Origin of the sequence: Caulobacter ginsengisoli (genome assembly GCF_030814835.1) — a bacterium.
Lineage (GTDB): Bacteria > Pseudomonadota > Alphaproteobacteria > Caulobacterales > Caulobacteraceae > Caulobacter > Caulobacter ginsengisoli.
In genome coordinates, this window is the sequence record NZ_JAUSVS010000003.1 from 175,995 (window position 1) to 190,463 (window position 14,469).

The window sequence follows — 14,469 nt, forward strand, 5'->3', positions numbered from 1 at the left end:
CAGCGTTCGCCAAATCCATGCCAAGCCCGGCCTGACCACCGCAATCTCTCCGACGTCGCGTTTCACCCTGGCAGAGGTGCGCTCGACGCGGGCCCCGGCCAAGCTACATAAAGGGGGGCGGGCGCGGCCCTGGGGGGAGATCATGGCGGAAAGCAACCACATCGTCGGCGCCGCCGGCGAGCCCGGCGTCGAGGCTTTCGGCTACAAGCAGGAACTCAAGCGGGCGCTCAGCCTCTGGGACCTGCTGTTCTACGGCCTGGTGTTCATCTCACCCATCGCCCCGTTCGGCGTGTTCGGCTTCGTCTACAACGCCAGCCACGGCATGCCGCCGCTGGTCTATGCGGTGGGCCTCATCGCCATGCTGTTCACCGCCTTCAGCTATGTGGCGATGTCGCGGGCCTTTCCGGTGGCCGGCTCGGTCTATGCCTATGCCGGCCGCGGGATCGGCGAGAGCGCCGGCTTCCTGGCCGGCTGGGCCATCCTGCTCGACTATCTGCTGCTGCCGACCCTGGTCTATGTCGGCGCCTCGGTGACCATGACCGTGGTGCTGCCGGGCGTGCCCAAGCCGGTCTGGGTGGTGGTGTTCCTGGTCTTCAACACTGTGGTCAACCTGATCGGCATCGAGACCACCGCGCTGCTCAACAAGATTCTGCTGGCTCTGCAGATCATGGTTCTGGCCGTCTTCGTCGGGTTCGCGGTCTATGGCCTGCAACATGGCGTCGCCGGCGCGCACCTCAGCTGGGCCCCCCTGTGGGACAGCGCCAAGGTCACGCCGGCCCTGGTCTTCGGCGCGCTGTCGTTCGCGGCGCTCAGCTTCCTGGGCTTCGACGCCATCTCTACCCTGTCGGAGGAAGCCAAGGGCGGGGCCCGGTCGGTGGGGTGGGCGACCATCCTGTCGCTGGTGCTGGCCGCCACCCTGTTCATCGGCCAGACCTACCTCGCCTCGCTGTTCGTGCTGGGCCGCGACCACTTCCCGCCGGGCGACGGTACCGCCAACGCCTTCCTGACCGTGGCCAACATCATGGGCGGCCCGATTCTGCAGAACGTGACGGCGGTGCTGGGCCTGCTGCTGTCAGCCCTGGCCGGCGCCCTGGCCGCCCAGGCGGCGACGGCGCGGCTGCTCTACAGCATGGCGCGGGACGGCAAGCTGCCGCGCTTCCTGGCCCATGTGGACGCCAGGCGGAAGACGCCGCAGCGGGCGGTGCTGCTGGTGGCGGCCATCACCCTGCTCCTGGGCCTGGCCATGGTCGACCATCTGCAACTGATCATCAGCCTGGTGAACTTCGGGGCGCTGTTCGGCTTCCTGACCCTACACCTCTCGGTGGTCTGGTATTTCCTGATCCGCCGGCGGACCGGCCGCTGGTTCGCCCACCTGCTGAGCCCCGCCCTCGGCTTCGCCGTCATCGCCTATGTGCTCTACAACGCCGACCACCTGGCCAAAATTGCGGGGCTGACGTGGCTGGCCGTCGGCGTGGTGGTGCTGGTCGTCCTGAAACTAAAGGGCCAGTCGGCCGCCCTGCCGGTCGACGAAGTTTAGCCCGTTAAGTCGATTTAACTGGCCAGGGCGGCGCGCCGACGGGATTGTCCGCGCCATGAGAGTCCCAGCCTTCGCGCTCGCCCTGTTGCTGACCCTGCCGTTCGCGCCTGCCGTCCAGGCTGGCACGGTCGGCGACTGCCGTGTCGGCGCCTATCGCCTGGCCGGCGGCCGGGTCGTGGATATCGCCCCCACCGACGGGGATACGCTGCGCTGGCGGACCTTCGATGGCGAGACCGGGGCCCTGCATGCGGCCGCCGATGGTCGCTGGACCAGCACGTTCGGCTGGACCGACCGGCCGGATGGCAAGGCCGCCACCTTTTCCTGCGCCAAGGGGCGGATCACCTTCGACGGCCGCACCGGCAAGCGCATCGCCTTCAATCAGACCGAGACCCGCTTTCCGGGCCGGGGCGTCGATCTGGCCGGCCGGCTGGTGCTGCCCAAGGGCGGCGGCAGGGTCCCGATCGTGGTGCTGGTGCATGGCTCGGAGCGGGATTCGGCCCGCGACTTCTACTGGCTGCAGCGCATGCTGCCGGCCCAGGGCATCGGGGTCTTCGTCTACGACAAGCGCGGGACCGGTGGCTCGGGCGGCGACTACAGCCAGGATTTCGACCTCCTGGCCGACGACGCGGTGGCGGCGATGCGCGAGGCGCGACGGTTGGCCGGGAGCCGGGCCGGACGGGTCGGCTATCAGGGCGGCAGCCAGGGGGGCTGGGTCGTGCCGCTGGCCGCCAACCGCGCGCCGGTCGACTTCGCCATCATCAGCTTCGGCCTGGCGGTGACGGTGCTGGAGGAGGACCAGCAGGAGGTGGTGCTGGAGATGACCCTCAAGGGCCACAGCCCGCAGGACATCGCCAAGGCCCTGGAGGTCGCCCGGGCCGCCGAGGCGGTGATCGCCAGCGGCTTCACCTCAGGCTTCGACGAGTTCGACGCCGTCCGGGCCAAATACCGGGACGAGCCCTGGTACAAGGACCTGCACGGCAACTTCACCTGGCTGCTGCTGCCCTACGACAAGGCCCAGCTGATCGAGAAGGGCCAGGCCCTGAAATGGGGCACGCCCTGGACCTACGAGCCGATGCCGACGCTCGAGGCCAGCACCACGCCCCAGCTCTGGGCGCTTGGGGCCGACGATTTCGAGGCGCCCAGCGCCATGACCAGCGACCGCATCCGCTCGCTGCAGGCCAAGGGCCTGCCCTTCACCCTGGCGGTCTTCCCCAAGGCCGAGCACGGCCTGACCGAGTACGAGATGAAGGACGGGATGCGGGTCTCGACCCGCTATGCGCCGGGCTATCTGCAGATGATGGCCGACTTCATCCGCACCGGCCGGATCGGCCCGCGCTATGGCGGCGCGGTGATCGACCGGCCGAACTAGCGCATTCCCCGGGAGTTTGGATCGGGACGGTGTCTACCTCTTCCCGAGTTCCCTGGCGAAGGCCAGGGTCCAAGCGGGGCCGGCCACGCTGTCCGCGCCTCTTCAAGGACCCTCGGCTTGGACCCTGGCCTTCGCCAGGGAAACCGGGGATGGGGCGGGCAAGCCGCGACCCATCACAGGCGGAAACACCCTAGCCTACCGCCAGTTCAGCGCGGTCTTCTGCAGGGCTGGCTGGCGCAGCAGCACGCCCAGGGAGGTTCCCTCGATCACGCATTCGGCGCGACCGTCCTGGCCGACGACGCAGGTCGCGGTCTTGCCGAAGGCGGCGGCCATCAGGGCCGGGCGGCTCTGGGCGGGCTGGATGAGGGTGATGGGGACCCAATCGCCGGGCGTGCGGGCGACGCAGACGGTGCGGGCGTCGAGGATTTCGAGAACCGGTCCCCGCACGAAGCCGCCGCTCTGGACGGGTTTGCCCTGGCAGGGGGAAGCGGCCTGGGCCGGGGCAGGGCGGAACATCAGCGCGCCCAGGACGAAGAACAGGAAAACGCTAAAACGGGCCATGACGCCACCTCACTACTGAAGGCGTAATGGCTGGAACCGGCGGCAGTTCCGTCAGCCGATGGGTTGGCCGAAGGTGATCCAGAAGCGGTTACAGTCGCGGACGATGAATTCGCGCATGCCGTACTCAGTGTCGTGCAGATCTTCGAAGATTTCGACGCCTATGGGCAGGCGGTCGCGCATGGCCTGGATGTCATCGACCCGGATGTAGAGATCGACCTCGCGCCGGAAGGCGTCGCTCGCCTGGCCGCCGATCGACAGCATGATCTCGCTGTCGCCCAGCGTCAGGGCCGCCCAGTCGAGCTCGCAGCCCTCCCGCTGGTTGGTGGCGCGCACCTTGAAGCCGATGGCTTCGTACCAGGCCGCCGTGACGGCGACATCGGGGACGTGCAGCATGGGCATGACGGTGGGCATGTCAGGGACCCGCGGGCTTGAGGGGGAACAGCTTGCGCAAGGCGTCCAGGGCGGCCGGGTGATAGATGGTGGCGTGGGTCTCTTCCCTCAGAGGCGCGAAGATGAAGGTCAGGCCCGCCGGCTGTTTGGCGCGGACGGCGGCGGCCAGGTCGTCGACCCGCATGGCGGGCCCCTCGTTGCCGATGGAGAGATAGAGGGTCCGCGTCCCTGGCGGCTGGGCGGCCAGCAGGTCCGGCGCGGCCTTGGCCAGCGAGCCGTTGTCCCACCACAGGCTGGGGCTGATGGCGATGTAGCCGTCGAACAGCTGCGGCTGCTTGAGGAAGGTCTCGACGATGAACAGACCCGCCAGCGACTCGCCGATGATCACCCGGCGGCCGCTGGTGCGGAACCGGGCGTCGATGGCCGGCTGCAGCTCGGTCTCGATATAACGCCGGAACGCGGCCGAGCCGCCGCTGGTCGGGGCGTCCTTGAGGTCGCGGGGGTCGGTGGAGGGGAAGGTCAGGTCGCGCTTGCGGTCCGGATCGACGATGCCGACCACGATCATCTCGCCGAACTGGCCGTTCAGCTGCGAAACCTGGGCCAGGCCCGAGATGTGGTGGAAGTCCTCGTCCTCGGCCCCATCCAGCAGATAGAGCACCGGATAGCGCTTGGCGCCCTCCTTGTAGCCGGGCGGCAGCCAGACATTGATCCGCATGCTTGCCTTCAGAACTGTCGAGGGCAGGCTGTAGGACTGGCCGATGACGATGGGTTTCTCATCGAGCAGGAGCGGCGGGGCGAGAGTCGAGGCGGCAGCCGGCAGGCCGCACAGCGCCAGGGCGAGGACGAGAAGGGAAGCGAGTCTCTGCATGCGCCCACCCTAGCGGGGCGGGTTCAGCCCTGACCAGTCACCATCGCCCAGCCCATGGCGGCGACCGCCGCCGCCATGACCAGGGTGGCGGTCCAGCCCAGCAGCTTCAGCGGCAGAGTGGCGGCGAAGCGGCCCATCGCCTTGTGGCGGCCGACCACGATCATCATGCAGGCCATGATCGGCACGGCGATGACCCCGTTGATCACCGCGCTCCAGAACAGCGCCTTGATCGGGTCCAGCGGCGACCAGTCGATGCCGACGCCCAGCAGGGTGGCCAGGGCGATGATCAGGTAGAAACCGGCCGCCTCCCAGGGCTTGCGGTCCAGGCCGGTTTTCCAGCCGCGGGTTTCGCCCACCGCATAGGCGGCCGAGCCGGCCAGCACCGGCACGGCCAGCAGGCCCGTGCCGACGATCCCCAGGCTGAAAAGGGCGAAGGCGAACGGGCCGGCCACGGGCCTCAAAGCCTCGGCCGCGTCGGCCGCCGTCTGGATGTCCTTGCCGCTGGCATGCAGGGTCGCGGCGGTGCTGAGCATCACCGCCAGGGCGATGAGGTTGGAGGCCGCCATGCCGACGAAGGTGTCGAGCCGCATGCGGGCGAAGGCGCCCCGGGCCTGGTCGGGCGCCTGGTTCAGCGGCCGGGCGTTGGGGTCCTGGCCCATCTCCTCGACCTCCTGGCTGCTCTGCCAGAAGAACAGGTAGGGACTGATCGTGGTCCCGAAGATGGCGACGATCATGGTCAGGGCCTCGGCTGTCCACGGCCCGCCGGGCTTGATCAGGGCGGCCCCGGCCGCCGGCCAGTCCAGCTCGACCATGAACAGCACCGCCACGTAGCTGAGCAGCACCAGGGTCAGCCATTTCAGCGCCCGGGCGTATCTCCGGTAGGGGATGAACAGCTGCAGCAGCAGCGAGACCACCGCGAAGCCGATCGTCCAGCCGTGGTTGTTCAGGCCGGTGGCCAGTTCGGCCGCCTCGCCCATGGCGGCCAGGTCGGCCCCGATATTGATGGTGTTGGCCACGAACAGCAGACCGACCAGCAGGGTGACGGCGCGCGGGTGCAGCAGCTGGCCGAGATTGCGCGCCAGGCCCTGGCCGGTCACCCGGCCGATGTGGGCGCTGACCAGCTGGATGGCGCACATCAGCGGATAGGTCAGCACCAGGGTCCACAGCATGGCGAACCCGAACCGGGCCCCGGCCTGGCTGTAGGTGGCGATGCCGCTGGGATCGTCGTCGGCCGCCCCGGTGATCAGGCCGGGGCCCAGCTGCTCGATGAGGGCGATGGAGCGGACGCGGCGGCGGAGTGTGGGCATCGGAATCCTGAACAGCCTGCGGGGCGTGAACGGACATCATGCAGGACCGTTCCGGCGCCAGCTAGCTCAAGCCAGCTGATCCTTGCGGCACTGCTCGGGCGCCTTGTCGGGGCGAAAGCGGATCAGCCGGGTCCCGTGCCGGAAGCGCCCGCCGCTGACATGGTCGAACGAAACCTCGACGACCAGTTCGGGCCGGAGCGGCTCCCATTTCGCCGAGGCCTCGGTCGCCCAGCGGCTGGGGCCGCCCGGCGCATCGCCGGTGAAGCCCGGTCCGCCGCACAGAGCCTCGAGCCTGGCCGTCAGCTCGGGCTTGTCCGCCGCCTTCAGGCCCGAGGTGAAGCCGACATGGTCCAGCCGGCCGGCCTCGTCATAGAGGCCGAGCAGCAGCGAGGCGACCAGCCGCCCGGCCTTGTCATACCGGAAGCCGCCGACCACGCAGTCGGCCGTGCGGATGCGCTTGACCTTGATCATCGTCCGCTCGCCCGGCCGATAGGGCTCGTCGAGCCGCTTGGCGACCACGCCTTCATAGCGGCCGCCCGTGAGCCAGGCCTGCGCCTGGCGCCGGTCCGTCGTGCCGGGTGTCAGGACCAGGTCTTCGCTGGCGGCCTTTTTCACGAACCGCTCCAGCGCCGCCCGCCGCTCGGCCAGCGGGGCCTCGCCCGGCATATCGAAGGCCATCAGCCGGGCGGGGGTTTCCCGTGACAGCCGCGCGATCCGGCTGGCGGCGGGATGCAGCCGGGCCTGCAGGGCTTCGAACCCGCCCTGCTGGATCAGCAGTTCGCCATCCAGCAGGAAGTCACGGCCGGGCAGCGCCCCCAGCGCCAGGGCCACCTCGGGGAAATACCGGCCCAGGGACTTGCCGGACTTCGCCGTCAGGCTGACCGCGCCGGCCCGCCGGTCGGCGAGGCACCGGAAACCGTCCCATTTGGGCTCGTACCACCAGCCCTCGCCGGACGGCAGTTCGCTCGCTGTGCGGGCTTCCATCGGCGTCAGGGGTTTAGCCATGAGCGGTCTCCGCAACGAACGGGAAGCCGGCGGAAAACGAGGCGCGGAAGGGTCGGTTCCGCGTGGGCAGGTTGGTCGCCTGGGCGACATTAGACCCTGAAACCACAGGTTTTTTCCGCCCGGGAGGGGAATCCAAGCCCAACGACGCGATCTCCGGAACCGCCGCCGGAGCGCGACGTTGGAGCAGCGATCTCAACCTCTGGAGGCTGTCATGGCCGATACCAAAACCCCCGATGCAATCGCTCTGTTGAAGGCCGACCACCGCAAGGTCGAGGGCCTGTTCGAGGACTTCGAGAAGGCCACGGGAGCCGCGAAGAAGGCGCAGTTGGTCAAGCAGATCTGCACCGAACTGACCATCCACGCGATGATCGAGGAGGAAATCTTCTACCCGGCCTGCAAGGGCAAGGCCGAGGACGACCTGCTGGACGAAGCCTATGTCGAGCACGATGGCGCCAAGGTGCTGATCGCCGAGCTGGAAGGCAGCGGCCCGGACCAGGCCTTCTATGACGCCAAGGTCAAGGTGCTGTCCGAGGAGATCGAGCACCACGTCAAGGAAGAGGAAAAGCCCGGCGAGGGTCTGTTCGCCCAGGCCCGCAAGGCCGGCCTCGACATGGACGCGCTGGGCGAACGGATGGCCGCCCGCAAGGCGCAGCTGATGGAACAGTTCAAAGACAGCCTGCCGCCGCCCGAAACCCGCAGCTTCAGCGGCCACGATCTCGAAGAGGGCCAGCCTGTCGACGAAGCCGAAAGCCCCAAGGGCCCGGACGAGGAAATCCGGCCCGCCACCCTGCGGTAAACCGAAACCGCCGCCGGCCGGGGCGCGACCTCGACCGGCGGCGGGAACCGGAGCCGCCAATGCGGATTCTTTTTTCAGTGCCCGATTTGGAGGATCGCCGATGTCCCGACGTGAAGAGATCGCCCCGCATGGCGACAAGCGCTACGTGCGGCGTGACGAGCAGGGCCGATTCAAGACCGAAGTGGATGAGGGCCGCTCGCTGTCGGCCGACGCCCGTCAGAAGGCCAAGCATGAGGCCAAGCCCGGCCAGGGCGACCGCGGCGATCGCCGCACCAAGCACTAGCCATTTCCGGGACGCATCGCCCGGGCAGAGCTGGCGTTGAGTCGGCATGGATTGGTTCGAAGCCCTGATAGGCCCGGATAACGGCGAGGCCAGCCCGCTTCAGCTGTGCGTCCGGGCCGTCATCATCCTGGTCTTCGGAATCGCCTGCATCCGGATCGCCGGGCGGCGGACCTTCAGCCAGGCCTCGCCGCTGGACATCATCGTGGCCATCATCGTCGGCTCCAATCTCAGCCGGGCGATGACCGGCAAGGCGCCGTTTATCGCCGGCTTGGCTGCGACCCTGTTGCTGGTCGTGCTGCACCGGCTGCTGGCCTGGGCGACGCTGCGCTGGGGCCTGCTCTCGCGCTGGATCAAGTGCGACCCGGTGGTGCTGGTGCGCGATGGCGTGCGGGACGAGCGGGCGATGCGGGTCCACGGGATCAGCGAGGCGGACCTGCTCGAAGGCCTGCGCATGGAGCAGATGGAACGGGTCGAGCAGGCGCATCTGGCGATGCTCGAGGGCGGCGGCAAGATCAGCGTCGTGCCGATGAAGGAAGGGGCATGACCGAGCCCGCCAGCCTGGTCATGCCGGGCGATATCGACCAGCAGGTTGTCGCCGTGCTGCGGGCCGCCTGCGACAAGGATCTGAAGCTGGCGACGGCCGAAAGCTGCACCGGCGGGCTGCTGGCCTCCCTGCTGACCGACGTCGAGGGCTGCGCCCACGCCTTCGACCGCGGTTTCGTCACCTATACCGACCGGGCCAAGCACCAGCAGTTGGGGGTGCCGACCGGGCTGCTGGCCAGCGCCGGCGCGGTCAGCTGGGACGTCGCCGAGGCCATGGCCAGGGGCGCGATCGCCCGGTCCGACGCCGATCTCGCCCTGGCGATCACCGGCTTCGCGGGCCGCGGCGCGCCAGGGGAAGAGCCCGGCCTGGTCTATCTGGCCCTGGCCAGGATCAACGGACCTGCCGAGGTGGAAAAGAAACAGTTCGGCGATATCGGCCGCGGCGCCGTGCGGCTGGCGGCCCTGCGCGCGGCCCTGCACATGTTCTGGCGGGCCTTGCGCTAGGTGGCGGCAATTGTGACCGTTCGGACGGAACGCCTCGGGGACCGGAGTCGTTGAGGCAGCCAGGAGGCTGCTCATGTCCCTGCGATCCGTCCTGGCGGCGACTCCCGCCTGTCTGCTGCTGGCGGCCTGCGCCACCGGCGGCGCGCCCTCTTTCGCCGATGCCGGTCGGGCGGCCGACGCCGCCCCGCCCCCCGAAGAAACAGCCGCCCTCCCACCGGGACCGATCCTGGCGGCGAGCGGCAACGCCATCCTGCCGATCTATGACCTGAGCGGCGGGCTGATCACCCCGTCGATCTCGATCGGCCCGGTCTCGGGCCTGCAGGCCCGGGCGACCGCCGGCGTCCCCAGCCTGCTCCCCGGCGGCGCCGCGATCCTGGGCCCGGCGAGCGCCACGCTGCAGACCGGCGCCAGTCCGTCAGTGCTGGTGAAGGTCGATCTGGGCGGCTCGGCCCTGGTCTCGCCCAGACCCGTGACCGTCACGTCTGGGCCTCTGCTGGGTCTGGGCGGCGCGAACGGGCCGCTGGCGCCGGTCCTGGGCCCACTGCTTCCAGGCCGTCACTAACGCCCCGGGGCTGGGGCCAGGAACAAGGGGCTGATCGTGAAATCCATCCTGCTGCTGACCGCTGCCCTGGCGGCCCTGTCCGGTCCCGGCCTGGCGCTCGCCCAGACCGCGCCATCCAAGGCCGTCAGTCCCGACCGTCTCGACCAGGGTCGGCCGGCGCCCAGGCCGACGCCCCGCGCCGCCCGGCCGCGCCGGGTGCGGCCCGCCGCCCCGGCCATCCAGCCCTTCGTGCTCACCGCCGTCACGGTCGAGGGCTCGACCCTCACCCAGGCCCAGCTCGACGCCGCCCTGCAGCCCTTCATCGGCCGCACGCTCGACCAGGCGGGGCTGCAGGCCCTCTCCGACGCCGTGGCCGACGCCCAGGAGGCCGCCGACATCGCCCTCTACACCGTGCTGGTCCCCAGCCAGGACTTTGCCGGCGGCCAGCTGCGGGTGGTGGTGGTGCAGGGCTTCGTCAGCCAGGTGGTGTTCGCCGGCGACGGCGGCCGGCCGCTGGGGTTGGCGACGGCCTATGGCCAGAAGATCGTCGACGACAAGCCGCTGCGCCGCTCGGTGCTGCAGCGCCAGCTTTCCCTGATGCGGGACATCCCCGGCCTGCAGCCCGACGTCGAACTGCAGCCGGGCAATGACCAGGGCGCCGTCGACCTGACCGTCAAGAGCCGCTTCCGGCCCTTTCAGCTGGCGGTGGGGATCAACACGCGCGGCACGGCCTTCCTGGGCCGCACCCAGGTTCAGGTCGACGGTTTCGCCAACAGCCTCTGGCGATCCGGCGACCAGGCGCGGCTGAGCCTGGCCGCGCCGACCGACACCGAACGCTTCCAGTTCGTCGGGGCCGGCTATTCGACCCCGCTGGGCGCCGACGGCCTGACCCTGCGCCTGGACGCCACCTGGCTGAAGACCCGGCCCAAGGGGACCAGCATCGAGGGCCGGGCCGGCTCGCTGGGCGTGCAGCTGACCTACCCCATCGTTCGCAGCTTCGACCGGGATATCTACGCCTCAGTGGGCGTCGATGGCCTCAACAGCGACAACGCCTTCCTGGGCCTGGCGCTGTCCAGCGACCGCATCCGGGCCGTACGCGGCTCGCTGGCCTTCAACGCCAGCGGGACCGACAGCCTGGTTTTCGCCAGCCTGTCGGCCAGCCAGGGGATCGACGGGCTGGGGGCGCGGGTCGCCGACCGGCGGATTTCCAGGCCGGACTTCCGCAAGCTGAACCTCAAGGCCGGCTACAACCAGGGCCTGGGCAAGACCCTGATCGTCCGCTTCGCGGCGGCCGGTCAGTACGCCAGCGATCCTCTGCCCCCCTCCGAGCAGTTCTCCCTGGGCGGCGAGGAGTTCGGCCGGGGTTACGAGGCGGACTTCGTGGTCGGGGACCGGGGCTATGCCGGTTCGGTGGAGCTGGCCTGGCGTCCCGCCAATCCGCCGCCGGCTTTCGAGGGCAGCGAGGCCTATCTGTTCACGGACGGCGGCAGCGCCCGCTATCGCAGCCGCCTGGGCCTGCCCAGCCAGAGCTTCGACCTGGCCTCGGCGGGCGGCGGCGTGCGGCTGCTGGTCAGGCGGCGCACCCTGCTGCAGGTCGAGGCGGTGCGGGGCCTCAGCAATCCGATCCCGGGCCGCGACCGGGAATCCTGGCGCGGGGTGGTGGCGCTGCGCACCGTATTCTGAACAGGCAAAGGGCGGCGGCCCGCTGGACCGCCGCCCTCATGCGCCTGATGGGCAGGCTACTTGGTCTTGACGCCCGAGGCCCGGCGCCCGCTGGCGCCAGTGCCCGCCACGGGGCCGGAACCAGGCGCGCTGGGGCTGGCGGAGGACCCGCCCGGCTTGGCGGCCGGAGGGGCGCTCGATCCGCCGGAGCCGCTCGCGCCCGAACCTGTTGATCCGGACCCTGTCGACCCTGACCCGCCGGAACCCGGCGAGGTCGTGCGGCCCGGCCGGGACGCGGTGGTGACGCCGGCCTTGACGCCCGCCTTCACGGTCGCCGAGCGGCTAAGACCGGCGGCCTTGACCTTGGCTGGGACAGCCGCGCCGACCCGGACGCCGGAGGTCCCGCCGCCGCGGGAGATGCTGACTCTGGGGCTGGCGGCGACGGTGACGCCACGAGCGGTGGAGCGCGCGGCCCCGCCGACCCTGGCCGCTGCCGTGACAGCCCTGGACTTGGCGCCGCTAGCGGTCTGCCCGGCCTTGGTCGTGGCGCCGGTCCCGACCCTGGCGCCGACGCGCAGGCCGGTGGCCGCTGAACCCGCCTTGGCCTTCACCACGATGGCCTGGGGCTGGCCGCCCGACGCTGTCTGACCCGCTCCGGTCCCGACCTTGGCCCCAACGCGCAGGCCGGTCGCCGCTGAACCCGCCTTGGCCTTCACCACGATGGCTCCGGGTTGGCCGCCCGACGCTGTCTGACCAGCGCCTGTCCCGACCTTGGCGCCGACACGCAAGCCGCCGCGCGGCGCGACCGCCGCTGAGCCCGCCTTGGCCTTCACAACGATGGCCCGAGGCGCGGCGCCCGTGGTGGTCTGACCGCCTCCAGTTCCGATCCTGGCCCCGACACGCAGACCGCCGCCCGATGGGGCCGCCGACCCGGCCCTTGCCTTCACAACCAGGGCCCGAGGCGGGGCGCCCGTGGTTGTCTGACCGGCCCCGGTTCCGACCTTGGCGGCGACCCGCAGGCCGCCGCGTGTCGCGGTGGAGGTGGGAGCGGTCGCTCCGGACGCCGTCGCGCCGGCCTTGGCTCGGCCGGCCCGGATGGCCGCCTTGACGCCGGCGCCGCGCGGGGCTGTAGCCTGGACTCGGGCTCCGACGCCCGCGGCGCCGGCGCCACGGCCGCGAGCCTTGACGACAGCGGTCACGCCACCGCCTGAGCCGCTGGCCGAACTGCCGCCGGAGCCGCCGGCCTTGACCACGGCGCTGACGCCGCGCCCGCCGCCGGTTCCACCAGAACCGCCAGAACCTGCGCCGCCAGAACCTGCGCCGCCCGAACCCGCCCCACCGGAACCGGTTCCGCCAGACCCCGCTCCGCCGGAGCCGGTGTTACTGCCGCCGGTGTTGCCGCCGCCGCTGGCGCCGGAGCCGGTATTGCCAGAACCGCCGCCGCCCGAATTGGCGCCCGATCCCGCCTGGCTGCCCGAGCCCGAGTCCGAACGCGGCACGACGCCCTTGCTGTCGCCGTTGCTGTTGGCGGTCTCGTTGGAAAGGTTGCTGCGCGGCTGCGCGCGGTCGCCTACTTCACCCCTGGTACCGCTGTCGGTGTTGGCTGGCTTGCTGGCGGCCATGGCGGGCCCGCAGATCATGGCCATCGCTGCGCTGGCGACAAGTATTCGGCGCATGGTAATACCCTCTTCTCCCGTCGGATGATGGCCGGGTGAGTCCGTCCGAGTCTATCCGTCCATTGGCCAAGCAAACGCAGCGTGAGTTGACCTGTTCCATGGATACCTTGTGATGACTGGGGCTGAATGAGGAGCTACTGTCTCCAATGCGATATTTAGATCAGAATTAGGAAATAATTAGTCAAACTGTCGGCCGTTATCGACAATACAGTTAGGACGTGACTGGCGAAGATGGCGTCTGTCAGGCGCCGATACCCAGAATGGGTAGGAACAGTCGGAAGGGTCGCGGACCCATATCTCTTGGCCCGGCGCCGCGACACGGACGAATGGAGGCCGGTCCATGAACAGTGTTCGTCAGGGCCAGTGAAAGTCGAGCAGAGGCGCCGCGTCGTCGCGGATCGCAACAAATTGTTTTCCCCGGGCGCGTAACCCTGGCGAGCCCAGGCGCGAATGCAGGACAGGAAACGGCCTTCAGAAGGGGACCAGATCTTGGCGATCAGCGGTGACTATGCCCAGCCGGTGACGGTGAACGGGTTCGCCTGCAAGAACTGCACGGATGTCGACTATGCCAAGAAGCATATCGACCCCGCCCATCCCAAGGACGGCCCCTACGGCGTCAACGCGAGCGACCGCAAGACCGAGCGCGGCGAGGCGGTGCGCTTGGGCGGGGCCCTGGCGGGTCTGGATCCCGGCGCGGCCAGGCCCACCGATCCGGCGACCGGGGCCAGGCTGGACGTCTACGCCTGAGCGGCGGCGGCCAGCGTCTCGTCCAGCCTGGCGCCGGCCCGATAGAGGGCCAGCAGGGGCGGCGCTTCCGCCTCCTCCACCGGCTCGGCCGCGCCCAGCACCTGCCGGACCGGAATGACCCCGCGCCAGCCGTCCCAGGTCTCGTCGATGGGCAGGCGGGCGACGCCCTCGGCCTTCACCTTGGCGGCGGCCTCCTCGATCTCCATGGCGACGACCGAGATGGCGTCCAGCTCGGCGTCCTGGGTTGGCCGCAGGCCCGCCCAGCGGCCGGGGTAGAGCCGGTCGATGAAGGCGGCCATCGCCGCCCGCTTGGCCTGGCGATCCTGGACCAGCCGCGCCCGGCCGAACGCCATCACCGAGCGGTACTGGGCCGAATGGGCGATTCCCGAGCGGGCGACGATCAGGCCGTCCAGGTGACTGACGGTCACGCAGACCGGCAACCCCGCCTGGGCCGCCAGCGCCCGTCCGCCCGCCGAGCCGTGCCAATAGAGGGTGCGGCCCTCGCGCCAGTAGCTGGTCGGAGTCACGAACGGCTGACCGTCGATGACATAGCCGACATGGGCCATCAGGCCGGCGTCGAGGATGGCGAACACGCTCGCCTCGTCATAGGCGGCGCGCTGGGGCCGGCGGCGGACCTGGGAGCGGTCGGTGGGGATGAAGTCGCTGGACATGACCGCCTG

Annotated in this window: 16 protein-coding genes; 9 read left to right on the forward strand and 7 right to left on the reverse strand. The window is 70.1% G+C overall.

From position 1 onward, the window contains the following. The first annotated feature begins 142 nt into the window (after positions 1-142). Both QO010_RS10650 and QO010_RS10655 read left to right on the forward strand, forming a co-directional pair. Positions 143-1,537, forward strand: coding sequence for an APC family permease (locus QO010_RS10650; protein ID WP_307348959.1), 1,395 nt, complete (start codon positions 143-145; stop codon positions 1,535-1,537). A 55-nt stretch (positions 1,538-1,592) separates the two neighbouring features. Next, positions 1,593-2,906: an alpha/beta hydrolase family protein gene (locus QO010_RS10655; RefSeq protein ID WP_307348960.1), complete on the forward strand. Its 1,314-nt coding sequence runs from the start codon at positions 1,593-1,595 to the stop codon at positions 2,904-2,906. Between the two features lie 195 nt (positions 2,907-3,101). On the opposite strand, the gene QO010_RS10660 is transcribed toward QO010_RS10655, so the two are convergent. From QO010_RS10660 to QO010_RS10680, 5 genes are all read right to left on the reverse strand, one after another. Beyond that, positions 3,102-3,467: a hypothetical protein gene (locus QO010_RS10660; protein WP_307348961.1), complete on the reverse strand. Its 366-nt coding sequence runs from the start codon at positions 3,465-3,467 to the stop codon at positions 3,102-3,104. A gap of 51 nt (positions 3,468-3,518) precedes the next feature. Next, positions 3,519-3,878, reverse strand: coding sequence for a VOC family protein (locus QO010_RS10665; protein WP_307348963.1), 360 nt, complete (start codon positions 3,876-3,878; stop codon positions 3,519-3,521). Position 3,879: 1 nt separating this feature from the next. Then, complete coding sequence (locus tag QO010_RS10670; protein WP_307348965.1) at positions 3,880-4,725, reverse strand: alpha/beta hydrolase; 846 nt, start codon at positions 4,723-4,725, stop codon at positions 3,880-3,882. A 23-nt stretch (positions 4,726-4,748) separates the two neighbouring features. Then, positions 4,749-6,032 carry an NRAMP family divalent metal transporter gene (locus QO010_RS10675; RefSeq protein WP_307348966.1) on the reverse strand — a complete coding sequence of 428 codons (1,284 nt, stop codon included), beginning with the start codon at positions 6,030-6,032 and terminating at the stop codon, positions 4,749-4,751. 66 nt (positions 6,033-6,098) lie between these two features. Continuing rightward, positions 6,099-7,037 (reverse strand): ATP-dependent DNA ligase, encoded by a 939-nt coding sequence (locus QO010_RS10680; RefSeq protein ID WP_307348967.1) that lies wholly within the window; start codon positions 7,035-7,037, stop codon positions 6,099-6,101. A 211-nt stretch (positions 7,038-7,248) separates the two neighbouring features. Here QO010_RS10680 and QO010_RS10685 point away from each other — a divergent pair, with 211 nt between their 5' ends. The 6 genes from QO010_RS10685 (at position 7,249) to QO010_RS10710 (ending at position 11,387) form a co-directional block, all read left to right on the forward strand. After that, positions 7,249-7,833 carry a hemerythrin domain-containing protein gene (locus QO010_RS10685; RefSeq protein WP_307348968.1) on the forward strand — a complete coding sequence of 195 codons (585 nt, stop codon included), beginning with the start codon at positions 7,249-7,251 and terminating at the stop codon, positions 7,831-7,833. Positions 7,834-7,933: 100 nt separating this feature from the next. Then, complete coding sequence (locus tag QO010_RS10690; protein ID WP_307348969.1) at positions 7,934-8,116, forward strand: hypothetical protein; 183 nt, start codon at positions 7,934-7,936, stop codon at positions 8,114-8,116. A 46-nt stretch (positions 8,117-8,162) separates the two neighbouring features. Beyond that, positions 8,163-8,660, forward strand: coding sequence for a DUF421 domain-containing protein (locus tag QO010_RS10695; RefSeq protein WP_307348971.1), 498 nt, complete (start codon positions 8,163-8,165; stop codon positions 8,658-8,660). After that, positions 8,657-9,163 carry a CinA family protein gene (locus tag QO010_RS10700; RefSeq protein ID WP_307348973.1) on the forward strand — a complete coding sequence of 169 codons (507 nt, stop codon included), beginning with the start codon at positions 8,657-8,659 and terminating at the stop codon, positions 9,161-9,163. The genes QO010_RS10695 and QO010_RS10700 overlap by 4 nt, the downstream gene beginning before the upstream one ends. Positions 9,164-9,236: 73 nt before the next feature. Beyond that, positions 9,237-9,725 carry a hypothetical protein gene (locus QO010_RS10705; RefSeq protein ID WP_307348974.1) on the forward strand — a complete coding sequence of 163 codons (489 nt, stop codon included), beginning with the start codon at positions 9,237-9,239 and terminating at the stop codon, positions 9,723-9,725. A 36-nt stretch (positions 9,726-9,761) separates the two neighbouring features. After that, positions 9,762-11,387: a ShlB/FhaC/HecB family hemolysin secretion/activation protein gene (locus QO010_RS10710; RefSeq protein WP_307348975.1), complete on the forward strand. Its 1,626-nt coding sequence runs from the start codon at positions 9,762-9,764 to the stop codon at positions 11,385-11,387. Between the two features lie 56 nt (positions 11,388-11,443). Here QO010_RS10710 and QO010_RS10715 read toward each other — a convergent pair whose 3' ends face one another. Then, positions 11,444-13,042, reverse strand: coding sequence for a hypothetical protein (locus QO010_RS10715; RefSeq protein ID WP_307348978.1), 1,599 nt, complete (start codon positions 13,040-13,042; stop codon positions 11,444-11,446). Positions 13,043-13,531: 489 nt separating this feature from the next. Here QO010_RS10715 and QO010_RS10720 point away from each other — a divergent pair, with 489 nt between their 5' ends. Beyond that, the gene (locus QO010_RS10720) at positions 13,532-13,789 is read left to right on the forward strand and encodes a hypothetical protein (protein ID WP_307348980.1); all 258 of its coding nucleotides are present in this window, start codon (positions 13,532-13,534) and stop codon (positions 13,787-13,789) included. Here QO010_RS10720 and QO010_RS10725 read toward each other — a convergent pair. Beyond that, a complete protein-coding gene (locus QO010_RS10725; RefSeq protein ID WP_307348981.1) occupies positions 13,780-14,460 on the reverse strand; it encodes a pyridoxamine 5'-phosphate oxidase family protein in 681 nt (226 codons plus the stop codon). The two genes, QO010_RS10720 and QO010_RS10725, sit on opposite strands and share 10 nt — an antisense overlap. Positions 14,461-14,469 lie beyond the last annotated feature (9 nt).